Genomic DNA, 16,040 nt, shown 5'->3' on the forward strand with positions numbered 1-16,040 from the left:
CGTCAAAGCCGGTATTGTACTCAAGAGTTTGCCCGTATGCATGAGTCTGGCACGGATTTGTGAGTATAATAGGCGGTTTCAGATTCACTCCCTTTTGACAGAGAATGTATGAGCGCCGAGTCGAAGAAAGCCCACAACTTTATCCAGAGCCTGATTGAAGACGCCATCGCCAAGGGCGAGCACACCGGAAAGGTGGTGACCCGTTTTCCACCAGAGCCGAACGGCTACCTGCATATTGGCCATGCCAAATCCATTTGCCTCAACTTTGGCATTGCTGAAACATTTGGTGGCGAGTGCAACCTGCGGTTTGACGATACCAACCCGGAAAAGGAAAACCAGGAGTACATCGACGCGATCAAGCAGGATGTAGAATGGCTTGGCTACGAGTGGGCCGGTGATGTCCATTTCGCTTCAGACTACTTTGACGCGCTGTACGCTTTTGCCGAAGAGCTGATTGAAAAGGGCAAGGCCTACGTTTGTGAATTATCGGCGGATGCCATGGCCGAGTACCGTGGCAGCCTGAGAGAGCCCGGCCGGAACAGCCCATTCAGGGATCGTCCGGTGGAGGAGAATCTTCAACTGTTCCGGGACATGCGCGACGGCAAATACCAGAACGGTAAACTGGTGTTGCGTGCCAAGATCGATATGGCGTCCCCGAACATCAACCTGCGGGACCCCATTCTCTATCGTATTCGTTACGCAGATCACCATCAGACCGGTAACAAATGGTGCATCTACCCGATGTACGATTTTACCCATCCGATTTCCGACGCCATGGAGGGGATTACGCACTCCCTGTGCACTCTGGAATTCGAAGACCATCGCCCGCTGTATGACTGGGTGCTGGACAACATTTCGGTACCCTGCCATCCGCGCCAGATCGAATTTGCCCGGCTGAACCTGAACTACACCATCACCAGCAAGCGGAAACTGAAGCGTCTGGTTGATGAGAATTTTGTGGACGGCTGGAACGATCCGCGGATGCCCACTATTTCTGGTATGCGTCGTCGTGGCGTTACCCCGGAGTCTATTCGCACCTTTTGTGACATGGTTGGGGTCAATAAGGCGGGTGGTACTGTGGATGTGGGTATGCTCGAGCACGCCATCCGCGAGGACCTGAATACCCGGGCGCCGCGTGCGATGTGCGTGATGCGCCCGTTGAAGGTGACTCTGACCAACTATCCGGCTGACAAGACGGAAACGCTGGTGTTGCCGGTGCATCCCCAGAACCCGGACATGGGTGAGCGGGAAGTAACGTGGAGTCAGACCCTGTTCATCGACAGAGAGGATTTTGCGGAAGAGCCTCCGCGCAAGTGGAAACGCCTTGCGCCGGATCAGGCCGTCCGCCTGCGGGGTGGGTATGTGATGACCTGCCGCGAGATCATTCGCGATGACAGCGGGGAAATTGTCGAACTCAGGTGCGAATACGATCCGGGCACTCTTGGCGTAAACCCGGAGGGCTATAAGCCGAATGGCGTGGTGCACTGGGTGTCTGCCACGGACAGCGTCGAGGTCAATGTGAACCTTTACGATCGCCTGTTCAACCATGAATCTCCGGATAGCGACAAAGATGGAGATTTTGTCGATCACCTGAATCCGGAGTCGCTGGTCGTTCTCAGGGGAGCGCGCGCGGAAAAAGGCCTGGTCAAGCCTCGTACCGATCTTCCTTACCAGTTCGAGCGTGAGGGCTATTTCTACTGCGATCCTGAACTCACCGCCAGCGCGGGTCGGCCGGTATTCAATCGAACCGTTACTCTGCGGGATTCCTGGGGTAAGGGGGGCAAGTGATCCGTATCTACAACACGCTCACACAGCAAAAAGAAGAATTCCGGCCGATTCAGCCCGGCAAGGTGCGCATGTACGTATGCGGAATGACGGTCTACGACTACTGCCATCTTGGGCACGCGCGGGTGCTGGTTGCCTTCGATGTGATTACCCGTTATCTGAGGCACCGTGGTTACGCCGTCGATTACGTTCGCAATATCACGGATATTGACGACAAAATTCTGCGTCGTGCAAGTGAAAATGGTGAGGTGTTCTCCGACCTGACCGATCGCATGATCCAGGCCATGCACGAGGACGAGGCGCGGTTGGGTGTTTTGTCTCCGACCCAGGAGCCCCGGGCCACGGAGTATATCGACGAAATCGTCGCGATGATCCACAAGCTGATCCAGGGCGGGCACGCTTATGCGGCAGAAAATGGCGACGTCTATTTCTCCGTCGACTCGTTTGCGGGTTACGGCAAGCTCAGCAAGAAAAAGCTGGAAGACCTGCTGGCGGGTGCTCGCATTGATGTTCAGGAGGCGAAGCGAAGCCCAGCCGACTTTGCACTGTGGAAGGCCGCTGGTGAAGGCGAGGTAAGCTGGCCCTCACCCTGGGGTGACGGCCGTCCCGGCTGGCACATTGAGTGTTCCGCCATGTCTACCTGCTGTTTGGGCGACACATTTGACATTCACGGCGGTGGCCCGGACCTCCTTTTTCCACATCATGAAAACGAAATTGCACAATCCGAGTGCGCAACAGGGCATGATTTCGCCAAGGTCTGGATGCACGCTGGCGCGATCAGGGTGAACAAGGAAAAAATGTCCAAGTCGTTGGGCAACTTTTTCACCATCCGCGAGATTCTGGAAAGCTATCCGGCAGAGGTTGTGAGGTACTTCCTGGTATCCAGCCATTACCGTAGCCAGGTGGATTATTCCGAGGAAAATCTGGCGGAGGCTGGCCGGACCCTGACGAAGCTGTACCACGCGTTGCGGGGTATCGTGCCGGCTAAAGCCGGGGATGTCGCGGAGACTGAATACGACCGCCGCTTCATGGACGTGATGGATGATGACTTCAATACGGCCGGTGCCATTGCGGTGCTCCATGCTGTTGCCAATGATATCAATCACCATCGCAGGGAAGGCCGTGACCGCGAAGCCAGTGAAAGTGCCACAGTACTGGTGCGCCTTGGTGCCATTCTAGGGTTGCTGCAGCAGGATCCGGAAGGGTTCTTCCAGGCCGATACAGGTGGAGAGCTGAGTGCGGAGGACATTGAAGGCATGATCCAGGCGCGCGCCGATGCCCGCAAGGCGAAAGACTTCGCGGAAGCAGATCGCATTCGTGACGATCTTGCGGACAAAGGCATCATTCTGGACGATTCCCGCGAAGGAACCACCTGGCGGCGGGGATGATCGGGATCGGAAGCTCCGACCAACGCAGTATTGTGTTGGTGGAAATGACCATATAAGTGTTTTTCCTTACAATGCGGCACTCAGACTATAAGGCCCCCTAATTGATAAAGGGGGAGACGGGAACCGTAACTCATTGAGGTAGAAAACGATGACAGAACGCGTAAAAGTTGGCGGCATTCAGGTCGCGAAGAATCTGTATGAATTCATAAACAACGAGGCGATTCCGGGTACCGGTGTCGACGCGGATAAATTCTGGGCGGAATTCGACAAAATCGTTAACGAGCTCGCCCCGCGTAACCGCGAACTGCTGGCCAAGCGTGACGCGATTCAGGAAAAGATGGACAGCTGGAATCGTGACCACAAAGGCCAGAAGCTGGACATGGCTGAGTACAAGTCGTTCCTGAAAGACATTGATTATCTGGTTGAAGAGCCGGCGGACTTCAAAATCTCTACTTCTAACGTTGATCCGGAAGTGGCCAACATGGCCGGTCCGCAGTTGGTTGTACCGATCATGAATGCCCGTTTCGCCCTGAATGCGGCTAATGCCCGCTGGGGTAGTCTTTATGATGCGCTCTATGGCACCGACGCTATCTCTGAAGAGGGTGGTGCAGATAAAGGTCCCGGGTATAACCCGGTGCGCGGCGCCAAAGTCATTGAGTGGGCCCGGAATCTGCTGGATAGCTCTGCACCGCTGGCCGCCGGTAGCCACAAAGACTCGGCGAAGTATTATGTTGCCGATGGCAAGCTGGTCGTCAAACTCCAGAATGGTGAAACCACTGGTCTGAAAGACGAATCCGGGTTCGTAGGTTACACCGGCGCCGCCGATGCACCGACGGGCATTTTGCTGGTCAAGAACGGCATGCACTTCGAGATTCAGGTCGATGCCAGCCATCCGATTGGCAAGGACGATGGAGCCAACGTCAAAGATGTGCTGATGGAGTCGGCCCTGACCACCATCATGGACTGCGAAGACTCAGTCGCTGCGGTTGATGCCGATGACAAGGCCCTGGCCTACAGCAACTGGCTTGGCCTGATGAAGGGAGATCTGCAGGAGACCTTCGAAAAGGGTGGCAAGCAGCTCACTCGTAAAATGAATGCCGACCGCACATACACGGCGGCGGATGGCAGCGAGCTGGCGCTGAAAGGTCGCAGCCTGATGTTTATCCGTAACGTGGGTCATCTGATGACTAACCCGGCTGTTCTTCTTGCAGATGGTCAGGAAGTTCCGGAAGGCCTGATGGATGGTCTGGTTACCTCCCTGATTGCCATCCACGACCTGAAAGGCAAGGGGCAGTTCCAGAACAGCACAAAAGGTTCCATGTACATCGTCAAGCCGAAGATGCATGGCCCCGAAGAAGTGGCGTTTACCAATGAGTTTCTTGGTCGCGTTGAGGACGCTCTTGGCCTGCCGCGCTTCTCTCTGAAGGTTGGCATCATGGACGAGGAGCGCCGCACGACGGTTAACCTCAAAGCCTGTATTCATGCGGCTAAAGAACGTGCAGTCTTTATTAACACCGGTTTCCTTGATCGCACCGGTGACGAAATGCACACCTCCATGGAGCTGGGGCCGTTCATCCGCAAGGGTGAGATGAAGCAGGCGGCCTGGATCAATGCTTACGAGCAGTGGAACGTGGATATTGGTCTGGAGACCGGTTTCCGTGGCGTGGCCCAGATTGGTAAGGGGATGTGGGCGATGCCGGACCTGATGGCGGATATGCTGAAAGCCAAGATTGGCCATCCGAAATCCGGTGCCAACACCGCCTGGGTTCCGTCACCGACGGCTGCAACCCTGCACGCGACACATTATCACCAGGTGAGTGTGGTGGACGTGCAAAAAGAGCTTGAGAGCCGCGCCCGCGCAAGCCTGGATGACATCCTGACCGTGCCGGTTATGACCGATCCGGGCGCCCTGTCCGCAGAAGACATTCAGCAGGAGCTGGATAACAATGCGCAGGGCATTCTGGGCTATGTTGTCCGCTGGGTAGAGCATGGTGTTGGCTGCTCAAAGGTTCCCGATATCAACAACGTGGGTCTGATGGAAGATCGTGCCACATTGCGTATTTCGTCCCAGCTATTGACCAACTGGCTGTACCATGGCGTTTGCACGGAGGCGCAAATCGAAGAAACCATGAAGCGCATGGCTGCCGTGGTCGATAAGCAGAATGCCGGCGATGCAGATTATCGGAACATGGCTCCGAACTTTGATGACAGCGTTGCCTTCCAGGCGGCGATGGATCTGGTTCTCAAGGGGCGCGAGCAGCCAAACGGCTACACCGAGCCGCTTCTGCACGCCTACCGCCTGAAGGCGAAAGCCAAGTACGGTCAATAAGATCCGGACATAAAAAAACCCGCTTCGGCGGGTTTTTTTATGGGAACTTGGATTAGGCGCTGCCGTAATCCTCCAGCAAATGGGCCTCAATCCTTATGCAGGACATCCGCCGCATACAGGGTGTTTTGCAGAAGGGTGGCAATGGTCATCGGGCCCACGCCACCGGGAACCGGGGTGATGAATGCGGCTCGCTCAGCGGCGCTCTGAAAGTCCACATCGCCACGGAGTTTGCCATCTTCCATCCGGTTCATGCCCACGTCGATAATGGTGGCCCCCGGTTTCACCCACTCCCCCTTGATCAGGCCTGGCTTGCCCACGGCGGCTATCAGGATGTCGGCTTCCCGAACGAATTTTTCGAGATCCGGTGTGAATCGGTGGCAAACGGTGGTCGTAGCGCCTTTCAACAGCAATTCCATGCTCATTGGCCGGCCAACGATGTTGGATGCGCCAACGATAACCGCATGTTGGCCCTTGTAGGGAGTGCCGATGCTGTCCAGCAGGGTGATGATGCCTGCTGGGGTGCATGGGCGTAGGGTAGGCTTACGCTGCATCAGGCGGCCGATATTATAGGGGTGAAAGCCATCCACATCCTTGTCCGGGCGAATCTTCACCAGAATCGGATCAGCGTCCAGGTGAGCCGGGAGCGGCAGTTGAACGAGTATGCCGTCTACCGCCGGATTATCGTTCAATTCGTCGACCAACGCTTCCAGTGCTGCTTGGGAGGTGTCTTCCGGAAGGTCGTAGGAAAGCGAAAGAATACCGGCTTCGTCACAGGCCTTTCTTTTACTGCCCACATAAATGTGTGAAGCGGGGTCATTTCCTACCAGCACAACAGCCAGTCCGGGGGCGCGTAAGCCCTGCTGTGTTCGGGCCTCTACGCCGGCCGCGACCTGCTGTCTTACTGTGGCGGCAATTTCTTTTCCGTTGATCAGTTTGGCGCTCATGTCTCGTCTTGTCGGTTGGGCATCGGTAAATGAAGGCCGGGCATTGTCTCATGCTTCCGGCGGAAGTCCAATTGGCGCTAGGCAGGGAAGTATAGGCGGTATGCTTTCGACCCCTAAAAGACGATCGAACGGATTGTTATTCAAGTAAATTCGAAATGTGTGTTGACGGACGTGTTTGGCGCCGGTAATATGCGCGCCAACTTTGCTGAAGCACTTGTTGTTCAGTTCAGACGGGGTATAGCGCAGTCTGGTAGCGCGCCTGCTTTGGGAGCAGGATGTCGGGAGTTCGAATCTCTCTACCCCGACCATTTTCTGAATGTTCAGGTGGGCGAACGGTCAAGCGCCCGTAGCTCAGCTGGATAGAGCACCCGCCTTCTAAGCGGGTGGTCGCAGGTTCGAGTCCTGCCGGGCGCGCCATCAAGTCGTCGGCTTGGGTCCGCGCCGGAGCGACCGTAACCAGCAAAGTTGAAAAGTTGTTGATTCGAAAGCGCCGAAAGGTGCATCCCGATGTGGTGGACGTAGCTCAGTTGGTAGAGCTCAGGATTGTGACTCCTGCGGTCGAGGGTTCGATCCCCTTCGTCCACCCCACTTTTCCTTTTGTTTTTCCGCTTTTGCTGAATTCCTGACTCTTGCGGTCACGCTGGATTCTGCAAACGATGTGCGAGAGTGGCGGAACTGGTAGACGCGCTGGATTTAGGTTCCAGTGGGGCAACCCGTGAGAGTTCGAGTCTCTCCTCTCGCACCACCCTTTCTTTTTTGGTATTCGTCCCCATTTTCTTCTCTGATGTTATGGCAGCGTAAATCGCATTCACTGAAACTGCCGGTTACAGGTGATTCTCTCTGTGGGGCAAACCGTGATAAACTACCGGCTTTTAATTTCAGGTCCTTTTTCGGGATTTCGCCCAGAAACGGACTTTTAGTTTAATTTCATTCACATACCGAACCTGTAATTTGAGGATCTTCCATGCAAGTGTCTGTTGAAACGACCTCCAACATCGAGCGTCGCATGACGATTGGTGTGCCCGCCCAGGAAATCGACCAGGCGGTCCAGAAGCGCCTGCAGGAAACAGCGCGCACTGTGCGGCTCAATGGTTTCCGTCCGGGTAAGGTGCCCATGAGCGTGGTCAAGCGTCGTTTCGGTGACAGCGTTCGCCAGGAAATCGTCGGCGAGGTTATGCGGGACAGCTATGTCAAGGCACTGCAGGAGCAGGATGTTAATCCCGCAGGCTGGCCCAAGTTCGAGCCGAAGACCATGGAAGAAGGCAAGGACCTCGAGTTCGTTGCCATTTTCGAGGTGTTACCGGAAATCGAACTGGGTGATCTGAGCAAGGTCTCCGTCGAGAAGCTGACTTCTGAAATTACCGACAAGGATATCGATAACATGATCGATAACCTGCGTCGCCAGCAGGCCACCATGAAGGAAGTCAAGCGCAAGTCCAAGAACAAGGATGTGCTGACAATTGATTTCAAGGGCACAATCGACGGTGAGGAGTTCGAGGGCGGTGCCGCGGAAGGTCATCGTTTGACCCTGGGTTCCGGTCAGATGATTCCAGGCTTTGAAAAAGCCATCCAGGGTGGTAAAGCCGGTGAGGACCTGGAAATTGAAGTGACCTTCCCTGAGGATTACCACAACGAAGAGCTGGCGGGTAAGCCGGCCAAGTTCGAGGTCAAGATCCACAAGGTGGAGGAGCCTCAGCTTCCTGAGCTGGATACCGAATTCTTCAAGAAATTCGGTATTGAGGCGGAAGATGAAGCGACTTTCCGCGAAGAAGTGAAAAAGAACATGGAGCGGGAGCTGAAGCAGGCTGTCTCCAACAAGGTCAAGAACGATGTCGTTGATGGCCTGCTGGAGAGCACCGAGCTGGACATTCCTGCTGCATTGGTTGACCAGGAGATCGACCGTCTGCGTCAGGATGCCGTTCAGCGCTTCGGTGGTCAGGTTGATTTTCAGCAGCTTCCCAAGGAAATTTTCCAGGAGCAGGCTGAGCGTCGTGTGAAGACTGGTCTTCTGTTCCAGGAAGTGGTCAAGAAAAATGACCTGAAAGCGGATCCGGCGAAGGTGGATGAAAAGATCCAGGAGATCGCATCTACGTATGAACAACCTGACGAGGTGATTGCGCACTTTAATGGCAATCCCGAGCAGAAGTCCCAGATTGAGTCTTCGGTTCTTGAGGATTCTGTTGTCGATTTCGTGCTTGAGCAGGCCAGTGTCAAAGAGAAGAAGGTCAAGTACGAAGAGGCCATTCAGGCTGGTCAGCCCCAGCGCTGAGTGTGCCGGGGCCGGAAAGGTTTCCGGCCCTGCTGGCCGACCCGAGAAAACAGCCGGCTTGTCCGGCTGTTTTCATCTGGGCCCGCTGCTGGCAAAGTAGAAGGTGCAATAACACCTGTAGTGCACGTCGTGGCCCGAGTCCACGACCCATTGTCCATAAGGAGTTCAGGCGCATCATGACGCAGAAACCAATTGATGGTCCCGCAATGGTTACCAGCTCTGGCCTGGTGCCAATTGTTATCGAGCAGACTGCCCGCGGCGAGCGTTCGTTCGACATATACTCCCGTCTTCTCAAGGAGCGGGTGATTTTTATGGTTGGCCAAGTGGAAGATCACATGGCGAACCTGATTGTGGCCCAGCTTTTGTTCCTGGAATCCGAAAATCCGGACAAGGATATCCACCTGTATATCAACAGCCCCGGCGGGTCAGTAACCGCGGGAATGTCCATCTATGACACCATGCAGTTCATCAAGCCGGATGTGGCGACGCTCTGTATTGGTCAGGCCGCGAGTATGGGGGCCTTTTTGCTTGCCGGTGGTGCGGAAGGCAAGCGTGCCTGCTTGCCCAATTCACGAGTGATGATCCACCAACCGCTGGGTGGCTATCAGGGTCAGGCGACCGATATTGAGATCCACACCCGTGAAATTCTCAAGATACGTCACACCCTGAATTCAATTCTGGCCCATCACACCGGCCAGGATCTTGAGACCATCGCCAAGGATACGGATCGCGACTATTTTATGGATCCGGGCCAGGCGAAAGACTACGGGCTAATTGATTCTATACTTGATAAGCGCGTACCGAATAAATAATACTGGAAATAATCGCATCATCCTTGGCCGGCGTAGTAGCCAGTAACGCCGGCAAACCAAGATCAGAGGTAATTCAATGGCAGATGAAAGAAACGGCAGAGGCGACGATAACGGCAAGTTGCTTTACTGCTCGTTTTGCGGAAAGAGCCAGCATGAAGTCCGTAAGCTCATTGCAGGGCCCTCGGTGTTCATCTGCGACGAGTGCGTTGACCTTTGTAATGACATTATTCGTGAAGAAATTCAGGAAAATGCTCAGGAAGAGGCCAGCGACCGGCTCCCGACACCCGCTGAGATCCGTGACACGCTTAACGAGTACGTGATTGGTCAGGATCGTGCGAAAGTGGTGCTTTCAGTAGCGGTTTATAACCACTACAAGCGTTTGCGCTATGGTGAAGGCAAGGCGGATGTTGAGCTTGGAAAGAGCAACATTCTGCTGATTGGCCCAACGGGCAGCGGCAAGACGCTGCTGGCTGAAACCCTGGCGCGCATGTTGAATGTTCCGTTTACGATTGCAGATGCCACTACGCTGACCGAAGCCGGTTACGTCGGTGAGGATGTCGAGAATATTATCCAGAAGCTGCTGCAAAAATGTGACTACGATGTCGATAAGGCCCAGCGTGGCATCGTCTACATAGACGAAATCGACAAGATTTCCCGTAAGTCGGATAATCCTTCTATTACCCGGGATGTTTCCGGGGAGGGTGTGCAGCAGGCCTTGTTGAAGCTGATTGAGGGCACGGTTGCGTCAGTTCCGCCACAGGGTGGCCGCAAGCATCCCCAGCAGGAATTTCTGCAGGTAGATACCGGCAATATTCTCTTCATTTGCGGTGGTGCGTTTGCCGGCCTGGATAAAGTGATCCAGGAGCGCTCTGAGCGTAGCTCCATTGGTTTTTCCGCGACGGTAGCCAGTGAGAGTGACAAGAAGAGTGCTGGCGAGATTATCAAGGATGTGGAGACTGAGGATCTGGTGAAATTCGGTTTGATTCCCGAATTCGTGGGGCGTCTTCCCGTTGTTGCCACGCTGACTGAGTTGGACGAGGCAGCCCTGGTTCAGATTCTGACCGAGCCAAAGAATGCGCTGACCAAGCAGTATCAGAAACTGTTTGATATGGAAGGCGTCGAACTGGACTTCCGGGAAGATGCTCTTCGTGCGGTCGCTCGCAAGGCTATGGAGAGGAAGACCGGTGCCCGGGGGCTGCGCTCCATTATGGAGGGTACGTTGCTGGATACCATGTACCAGATCCCCTCCGAGCACGACGTAACCAAGGTGGTTATTGATGAGAGCGTGATTAACGGGGACTCCGAACCTTTCAAAATCTACGCAAGTAGTGATCACGCCAAAGCTGTTCCTGAAGACTGATAATATCTTTGGAAAACGGCTGAGGGAAAAAGGGGCGGAAACGCCCCTTTTTCACGTTTTGTATCCCCTCATTCCCGTCCTGTTTCATTTCGTAAAAAGATTGCAATTTTTAAGGGCGCCCCAATGAAGGGTGATATGCTGAATGAAACACCGTCAGAGGAATCCCTATGACCCGGATACCCGAAAATACTGTGCAAGAATACCCGCTGCTTCCGCTGCGTGATGTGGTGGTGTTTCCGCACATGGTGGTCCCCCTGTTTGTGGGCCGTGAAAAATCCATTCAGGCCCTTGAGGCTGCGATGGAAGGAAGCAAGGAAATCCTGTTAGTTGCCCAGCGGGATGCTTCCACTGATGAGCCGGGGGCCGGTGATGTGTTCGATATGGGCACCCTGGCAACCGTACTCCAGATGCTTCGTCTTCCGGACGGCACCGTCAAGGTGCTCGTTGAGGGTAATGCCCGCGCCACCATCAGTGATATAACCGAAGGGGAGTACCTCTCTGGCAAGGCTGTTTTGATGGATGAAGAGTCTTTGCCTGAGCGCGAGCAGGACGTCCTGATCAAGACCCTGATGGACGAGTTCGAAAAGTATGTGAAGCTCTCCAAAAAGGTTCCGTCGGAAGTTTCTAATGCCCTGACGGGAATTGAAGAGCTGGAGCGCCTGGCCGACACCATGGCGGCGCATCTGGAGATGCGCATTCCAGAGAAGCAGGAATTGCTGGAGGCGCTGGACATTCGCAAGCGCGTCGATCTGTTGCTCGGTAAGCTGGATGGCGAGATCGACCTGATCGAGGTCGAGAAGCGCATTCGTGGCCGCGTGAAGAAGCAAATGGAACGTAGCCAGCGAGAGTACTATCTGAATGAACAGATGAAGGCTATCCAGAAAGAAATGGGTAACCTGGGCGAAGGCAATAACGACTTCGAGGAGCTTGAGCAGAAGTTGGAAGAAGCCGGACTGCCGGAAGAGGCCCGCAAGAAAACAGAGACCGAGCTGAACAAGCTGAAGATGATGTCTCCCATGTCTGCTGAAGCCACCGTGGTCCGGGGTTACATTGACTGGATGTTGGCTGTGCCCTGGAAAAAGCGCAGCCGTGTTCGCCACGACATCGAGAAGGCCCGTGAGATACTGGACCAAGACCATTATGGCCTGGACGAAGTCAAGAAGCGCATACTTGAATACCTTGCAGTCCAGAGCCGGGTGAAAAAGGTCAAGGGGCCGGTGCTATGCCTTGTCGGCCCTCCTGGTGTCGGTAAGACATCCCTGGGGCAGTCCATCGCACGGGCAACCAACCGCAAGTACACGCGGATGGCGCTCGGTGGCGTGCGCGACGAAGCTGAAATCCGGGGGCATCGTAAAACCTACATTGGCGCGCTGCCAGGCAAACTGCTGCAGAAGCTGTCCAAGGTCGGTGTCAAGAACCCGCTGTTCCTGTTCGATGAAATCGACAAGATGGGTATGGACCATCGAGGTGACCCGGCCTCAGCGCTTCTGGAAGTGCTGGATCCGGAACAGAACCACACCTTCAATGACCACTATCTGGAAGTCGATTACGACCTCTCCGATGTGATGTTCGTGTGTACTTCCAACTCAATGGACATTCCTCCGGCTCTGCTGGACCGGATGGAGATCATTCGGATCCCCGGCTATACCGAGGATGAAAAAGTGAATATCGCTCTGCGTTATCTGTTGCCGAAGCAGATCAAGGCGAACGGTCTGCGCAAAGACGAGCTCCAGCTTCCGGAAGAGACCTTGCGCGACCTTATCCGTTATTACACTCGTGAGGCGGGCGTGCGTGGCCTTGAGCGGGAGATTGCGAAAATCTGTCGCAAGGTGGTGCGTGAGCATGTTGAAGCCGGTGAAAAGGCCTCTGTGACGCTGCAGCCGGATATGTTGGAAGATTATTCCGGCGTGAAGAAATTCAAGTACGGCTTGGCGGAAGAGAAAAACCAGATTGGTCAGGTGACCGGGCTGGCATGGACGCAGGTCGGTGGCGAATTGCTGACGATAGAGTGTGCTCTCACACCCGGCAAAGGCCGTGTTGTGAAAACCGGCTCGCTTGGTGATGTCATGCAGGAGTCCATTCAGACAGCTTTGACCGTTGTCCGTAGCCGTGCACCTGGTCTTGGTATCGCTGATGATTTCCATGAGAAACACGACCTCCATGTTCATGTTCCGGAAGGCGCAACACCGAAAGATGGCCCCAGCGCAGGTATTGGCATGTGTACGGCCCTGGTTTCTGCACTGACTAAAATTCCGGTCAGGGCGGACGTGGCGATGACCGGTGAGATCACGCTTCGGGGTCGGGTGCTGCCCATTGGCGGCCTCAAGGAAAAGCTGCTTGCGGCCCATCGTGGCGGTATCAAGACCGTTTTGATTCCAGACGATAATGTCAGGGATCTCAAGGAGATACCGGACAACATCAAAGAGTCTCTGGAGATTCGTCCGGTCAAATGGATTGACGAAGTGCTGGATATCGCACTGGCTTATCCGCCGGAACCTCGGGGTGAAAATGTGCCCTCTGATGCTGGTTCGGGCAAGCCTCGTGAAGAGGATGGCGACAGTTCAGAACGCATAAATACACATTAAAGGCTGGATGAGTTGTTGACACGCCGGAGAGCCCGTTGGTATAACTGTTTCGCCGTGAAGCAGCCAATACCAAGGGCTCCCGCGCAGTAAGTGTCTATTCCGAATGCTGGTTAAAGGCCGAAAGGAATAAAAAAACTGAAGAATGGAATTCTCTGACCGCTTATGCGATAGTCGAGAACGCCTAAGAAAAAACAAACCAACCTATAACATCTTCAACCTGAAATCGAAGGGGTTTAGTGTGAACAAGTCCGAACTTATCGATGCAATTGCAGAGTCCGCAGATATCTCCAAAGCCGCCGCTGGCCGTGCTCTGGACGCAATGACCAACTCCATTACCGGCGCCCTGAAAAAAGGCGATCAGGTTACCCTGATTGGTTTTGGTACTTTCTCCGTAAAAGAGCGTGCTGCTCGTACCGGTCGTAACCCCCAGACTGGTGCCGAGATCAAGATTCCGGCCTCCAAAGTGCCTGGGTTCAAAGCAGGCAAGGCCCTGAAAGACGCCGTTAAGTAACGGTTCTTTCTCTGGCAGCTCCTGTCGCAGGGAGCTGTCCAAGAAGAATTCAAGGCGCATTCCGGACAGGATGCGCCTTTTTACGTTAAGCAAACCTGTCGCTCTTCGCTAAACGACAAAAACTGCACGACCTTGAACAGGGATTCGGGAGAAACATGCTTCAAGATATTCGGGAAAATGCCCAGGGCACCATTGCCAAGATCATCATCGGTCTGCTGATAGTGTCCCTATCTATCTGGGGAATGGATGCCATTATTGGTGGATTCTCCGGTGAACCGGAAGTGGCAACGGTGAATGGTCAGGACATTACGGAGCGGGAATTCCTCCGCCTGGTTCAGATGGAAAGCCAGCGCAGGTTGTCGCGGATGGAAACTCCGGACCCCTCCCTGCTGAACGAAGACCAGGTTCGCAAAGACGTGCTGGAATCGCTGATCCAGCAAGAGGTGCTTACCCAGGATGCCGAAAATCAGGGGTTGGCGCTGTCCGAGTCGGACATCGATAACCTGATTACTCAGATGCCACAGTTTCAGGTGGATGGCCAGTTTAATCCTGAGCGCTTCAAGGCGGCCGTTCGTAATATGGGAATGGGGCCAGCAGAGTTCCGTCAGGCACTCCGCAAGCAGTATGTGACCAACCAGATTCGGGCAGGGGTTGTTCAAAGCGCAATAGCAGCTGATGAGAATGTTGCAAGACTGCTCCGAATTCAGAATCAGACCCGTGATTTCAGGATGGTGACTATCCCTGACAGCGCCGTTTCCGGGGAAGTTGAGGTTACCGACGAAGAGATTCAGGCGTTCTATGATGAAAACAGCGGCGCGTTTCAGCAACCTGAGCAGGTAGATGCCGCCTACATTACGCTTTCTCTTGGCGCACTCGCTGAGAATATCAGTATCAGCGAAGACGAGCTTGAAGCTTACTATCAGGAGCGAGCCGATGATCTGGCACGGGAGGAGCGTCGCGCTTCTCACCTCCTGATCGAAGATGGTGAAAAAGCCGTTGAAACAATGGCGACGATTAAAGAGCGGCTGGCGGCCGGAGAATCCTTTTCGGATCTGGCGAAGGAATACTCGATAGATAAAGTGTCTGCGAGGGAAGGCGGCGACCTTGGTTTTGCGGGTCGCGGCGTCTACGACGAAGCATTTGAGCAGGCCTTGTTTGAGTTAGATAAGGGCGAGATTTCTGATGCGGTGAAAACCCGGTTCGGGGTGCATCTGATCAGGCTGGATGACATCCGTCGGTCCGAAGTGCCGCCGCTGGATGACATTCGCGATAAGTTGCGTAACGAACTGGCCCGTGATCGTGCCGCGGAACGCTATGCAGAAGTTCGCGCCCAGTTGGCGGACTCTGCCTACGCAGCTGACGACCTTGCCGGACCAGCCAAAGAGCTGGGCCTGGAAATCCGGGAGGCGAAAGGTATTACCCAGGACGGTGGAACTGCGCCGTTCGATCATCAGGGACTGGTGCGACAGCTGTTTTCTGCCGATGTACTTGAAGACGGTTACAACACCGAGCTAATTGATGTGGGCGACAGTGTATCGGTTGTGGCGCGGGTACGAGAGTATCATGATGCTCAGCAACTGACGTTGGATCAGGTGCGTGAGGATATCCGTGCGACTCTGATGGCCCGGGAAACCCGTGATGCCCTGGGAAGTCGCGTCCGGGAGATCATAGCCGGCCTTGAGAGTGGGCAGTCTCTGCAGGATCTGGGCGCGGGGGAATGGGTCAGCTATGAGGCGCAGTCTCGTAGCGCACCCGGCGTTGCGCCTGGGGTAATCCAGACTGTCTTCTCTTTGGCGCGCCCGGCCGAGGGTGAGGTCAACTACGGTGAATCAGTTAATTCTCAGAGTGCGGCCGTTGTGGCGCTGGACGCGGTAAACGATGGTGAGGTTGAGCGAGATGGTGCCGACTTCAGGCAGCTCGGGCAATTTCTGTCCTCCCTTGAGGGGCAGCGTGAGTATGGGGCGTATCAGCAGTTCCTCAGAAACCGTGCAGAGATTGAAAGGCCGTAGCAGTGACATGAAGTCGCTGTTTACCTGAAAAAAACCCGGGATTTGTCC

The 16,040-nt window shown here is 54.7% G+C and carries 10 protein-coding genes and 4 tRNA genes; 13 read left to right on the forward strand and 1 reads right to left on the reverse strand.

What is annotated here, in order from left to right; all coding sequences use genetic code 11:
* Positions 1-108: 108 nt before the first annotated feature.
* The 3 genes from BKP64_RS03505 to BKP64_RS03515 all read left to right on the forward strand — a co-directional run bounded on the left by BKP64_RS03505 (position 109) and on the right by BKP64_RS03515 (position 5,502).
* Complete coding sequence (locus BKP64_RS03505; protein ID WP_070966093.1) at positions 109-1,788, forward strand: glutamine--tRNA ligase/YqeY domain fusion protein; 1,680 nt, start codon at positions 109-111, stop codon at positions 1,786-1,788.
* Positions 1,785-3,173: a cysteine--tRNA ligase gene (cysS, locus tag BKP64_RS03510; RefSeq protein ID WP_070966096.1), complete on the forward strand. Its 1,389-nt coding sequence runs from the start codon at positions 1,785-1,787 to the stop codon at positions 3,171-3,173. Before BKP64_RS03505 ends, cysS begins: the two co-directional genes overlap by 4 nt.
* 148 nt (positions 3,174-3,321) lie before the next feature.
* Complete coding sequence (locus BKP64_RS03515) at positions 3,322-5,502, forward strand: malate synthase G (protein ID WP_070966100.1); 2,181 nt, start codon at positions 3,322-3,324, stop codon at positions 5,500-5,502.
* Between the two features lie 86 nt (positions 5,503-5,588).
* Here BKP64_RS03515 and folD read toward each other — a convergent pair whose 3' ends face one another.
* A complete protein-coding gene (gene folD, locus BKP64_RS03520) occupies positions 5,589-6,446 on the reverse strand; it encodes a bifunctional methylenetetrahydrofolate dehydrogenase/methenyltetrahydrofolate cyclohydrolase FolD (RefSeq protein WP_070966103.1) in 858 nt (285 codons plus the stop codon).
* A gap of 231 nt (positions 6,447-6,677) precedes the next feature.
* Here folD and BKP64_RS03525 point away from each other — a divergent pair.
* The 10 genes from BKP64_RS03525 (at position 6,678) to BKP64_RS03570 (ending at position 15,992) form a co-directional block, all read left to right on the forward strand.
* A tRNA-Pro gene (locus BKP64_RS03525) sits at positions 6,678-6,754 on the forward strand.
* Positions 6,755-6,786: 32 nt separating this feature from the next.
* Positions 6,787-6,863 (forward strand) — tRNA-Arg (locus BKP64_RS03530).
* A 95-nt stretch (positions 6,864-6,958) separates the two neighbouring features.
* Positions 6,959-7,034 (forward strand) — tRNA-His (locus BKP64_RS03535).
* A 72-nt stretch (positions 7,035-7,106) separates the two neighbouring features.
* Positions 7,107-7,191 (forward strand) — tRNA-Leu (locus BKP64_RS03540).
* Positions 7,192-7,410: 219 nt separating this feature from the next.
* Positions 7,411-8,715 carry a trigger factor gene (gene tig / locus BKP64_RS03545; RefSeq protein WP_070966107.1) on the forward strand — a complete coding sequence of 435 codons (1,305 nt, stop codon included), beginning with the start codon at positions 7,411-7,413 and terminating at the stop codon, positions 8,713-8,715.
* A 176-nt stretch (positions 8,716-8,891) separates the two neighbouring features.
* Positions 8,892-9,527 carry an ATP-dependent Clp endopeptidase proteolytic subunit ClpP gene (gene clpP / locus BKP64_RS03550; protein WP_070966110.1) on the forward strand — a complete coding sequence of 212 codons (636 nt, stop codon included), beginning with the start codon at positions 8,892-8,894 and terminating at the stop codon, positions 9,525-9,527.
* Between the two features lie 76 nt (positions 9,528-9,603).
* Positions 9,604-10,887, forward strand: a complete 1,284-nt coding sequence (gene clpX / locus BKP64_RS03555) for an ATP-dependent Clp protease ATP-binding subunit ClpX (protein WP_070966113.1) — start codon at positions 9,604-9,606, stop codon at positions 10,885-10,887.
* 167 nt (positions 10,888-11,054) lie between these two features.
* Positions 11,055-13,472 (forward strand): endopeptidase La, encoded by a 2,418-nt coding sequence (gene lon / locus BKP64_RS03560; RefSeq protein ID WP_070966115.1) that lies wholly within the window; start codon positions 11,055-11,057, stop codon positions 13,470-13,472.
* Positions 13,473-13,710: 238 nt separating this feature from the next.
* Complete coding sequence (locus BKP64_RS03565; RefSeq protein WP_008174603.1) at positions 13,711-13,983, forward strand: HU family DNA-binding protein; 273 nt, start codon at positions 13,711-13,713, stop codon at positions 13,981-13,983.
* Between the two features lie 155 nt (positions 13,984-14,138).
* Entirely contained in the window at positions 14,139-15,992 is a 1,854-nt protein-coding gene (locus tag BKP64_RS03570) for a SurA N-terminal domain-containing protein (protein ID WP_070966118.1), read from the forward strand.
* Positions 15,993-16,040 lie beyond the last annotated feature (48 nt).

It is taken from the genome of Marinobacter salinus, assembly GCF_001854125.1.
Taxonomy (GTDB): Bacteria; Pseudomonadota; Gammaproteobacteria; order Pseudomonadales; family Oleiphilaceae; genus Marinobacter; species Marinobacter salinus.